The sequence below is a fragment of the Monashia sp. HAY1-2A genome (genome assembly GCF_056755315.1).
In genome coordinates this window covers 1-2512 of record NZ_JBNDHY010000269.1, presented here as the reverse complement: position 1 = coordinate 2512, position 2512 = coordinate 1, and the positions used below count along the sequence as shown (strand labels likewise).

The 2512-nt window shown below is 72.9% G+C and carries 2 protein-coding genes; both read right to left on the bottom strand.

Annotated elements, in window-relative coordinates:
• Nucleotides 1-1687: M3 family metallopeptidase (locus ACPYOM_RS21625; RefSeq protein ID WP_481347533.1), on the bottom strand; the 1687-nt coding region annotated here is incomplete at its 3' end.
• Nucleotides 1688-1801: 114 nt separating this feature from the next.
• Nucleotides 1802-2512: dehydroquinate synthase/iron-containing alcohol dehydrogenase family protein (locus ACPYOM_RS21620; protein WP_481347532.1), on the bottom strand; the 711-nt coding region annotated here is incomplete at its 5' end.

Here is a 2512-nt window from a genome sequence, read left to right as displayed (position 1 = left end):
ACACCGAGTACCGCCCCATGAGCTCACGCAGCCGGGCGGTGAGGTCGTCGGTCTGGCGGACGTGGAGGTCGTAGGACAGGGCGGCGTAGAACATCTGGGTCCGGGCCTGGTAGCCCTTGCCGAAGTCGTCGGCCCGGCGCATCGCCTCGACGAGGTCGGCGGGGATGGTCTCGCCGTCGGCGTTGCGGGCGAAGGTCGCGAGCACCTTTGCGTCCCAAGCCCATTCCTCGAGCATCTGACTAGGGGCCTCGACGAAGTCCCACTCGGTGGCGACGCCGGAGAACCGCACCCAGCGTTGCCGGCCGGCCACGACGTGGTGCACGAGGTGGCCGAACTCGTGGAACAGCGTGACGACCTCGTCGTGCTCCATCAGCCCCCGGTTGAAGTTGCAGACGAGGACACCCTCGGCCAGCTGCGTGTCGCAGACCCCACGGACGAGGTCGAACTGGGCGGCGTGCTTGTACTTGCCCTCGCGCGGGTGCAGGTCCAGGTGGATGCGGCCGATGCGCTCCCCCCCGGAGGACACGTCGTACGTCGCGACGTCGGCGTGCCACGTCGCGGCCTCGCCGGCGGGCACCGGCGTCCATTCGAGGCCGAAGAGACGACCGGTGACGTCGAGCAGACCCTGGCGCACCTGCTCGAAGGGGAAGTACGTGCGCACCCGCTGGGCGTCGACCGCCAGCTGCTCCTTGCGGACCAGCTCGGCGTAGTAGAACGTGTCGGCGCCGTCGATGTCGGTGGCCGCCGGCACGTCCTCGCGCATCCGCTCGAGGAGCACGCCCTTGTCGCGCGCGGCGCTCTCGGTGGACAGCTCGGTGATGCGGTCGACGAACTCTCCGATGGCAGAGCCCTTCCCGATCATCTTGACCTCGGCGTCGTAGTCGGCCCACGTGTCGTAGCCGAGCAGGGACGCGTGCTCGCGGCGGACGGCGAAGAGGTCCTGCAGGACGCGGTCGTTGGCCGGCCAGCCGATGGTGAGGAACTCCGTCGTGATGGCGCGCCGCGCCTCGGCGTCGCGGGCGAACGTGCGGAACGGCACGACGTCGGGATAGTCGGTCGTCACCGTGACGAGCCCGTCGTCATCGGCGGGGTGGGCCTCGACCCAGTCCTGCGGCATGCCCTCGAGCCGGTCCGGGGTCACCCGGATGCTGCGGACGTCCTCGCGGATGTTCTTGCTGAACTCCTGGCTGAGCAGGATCGCCTTCTCGCTCAGGGCGCGCAGCCGGTCACGGGTCGCCTCGTCGCGGTCGACCCCGGACCGGCGGAAGTCCCGCAGGGTGCGCTCGAGGACGCGGGCGGCATCTGCGTCGAGGCCCGAGGCGTCGAGCCGCGCGAACACCGCGTACAGGTCGGCGTCGAGGCCGAGGTCGGTGTCGAGCTTCTGGACCTCCTGGGCCACCGACTCGGCGCGCTCGCGCACCCCCGCGTCGGGGTGCACCTCGGCGAACAGCGAGCCGACCGCCGCGGCGTTGGACAGCGCCACCTGCGCCTCGTTCCAGACCCGGAGCACCTCGAGGGCATCCGACGGGGGGTCGGCCTTGAGCCCGTCGACGAGGTCGCGCACGAGGGCCAGCTGCTGCTCACCGCGGGTGGCCACCCAGTCGAGCCAGTCGCCGCGGCCGGGCATCGGCAGGGGCGTCGGGGTGCTGTGCTGCTGCGCCACGGGCGCCGGGGTCGGTGTCGTCACGTAAGGCACCCTATGCCGGTTCTCCGACGCGGCGGCGACTGCTGTGCCGGCGTCGTGTCCGGTGCTGCGGTCGGTGACGCGGTCGGTGCTGCGGTGGGTGCCGCGTCCGGGGGGTCAGGGACGGTCGGACGGGTGCAGCGAGCGGCGGATGATCCCGGCCAGGTCGTCCTCGGTGACCGGCCGCGGGCTCGTCGCGAGCAGCCGCTGCTGCTTCATCGCCCCCTCGGCGAGGGCCTCGACGTCACCCTCGCCGTAGCCCACCCCGGCCAGGCCGTCGGGCAGGTCGATGTCTCGCATGAGGCGGCGCAGGACGCCGGGCAGCACGTCGGCGGGGTCACCGACGCCGACGTCGACGCCGGGCTCGAGCAGCCTGGCGGCCTCGAGGTGGCGGCTCGGGTCGGCCGGGAAGGTCCACCGGAACGCCTCGGGCGCCGTCAGCGCGACCGCGGTGCCGTGCGGCACGAGCGGCTCGCCCTTCGGGTAGCCCTCCGGGTGGTGGTCGCGGACCCGCCCGGCCACCGGGTAGGCGTTGGCGTGCGGCACGTGCACCCCGGCGTTGCCGAAGCCGAGGCCCGCGAAGGTCGCCGCGAGGGCCATCTCGCCGCGCGCCACCTCGTCGCCGCCGTCGTGCACGGCGGTGCGGAAGGCGCCGGCGAGCAGCGTCATCGCTCGCTGGGCCCAGAGGTCCGAGATCGGGTTGGCGCCGCAGTAGGGCACGCGCTCCCCCGGCGTCCTGTGCTCGAAGGACGTGTACGGCCGCGCCGTCCAGCTCTCGAGGGCGTGGCAGAGGATGTCCATGCCGGCGCTCGCCGTGACGCCGGCCGG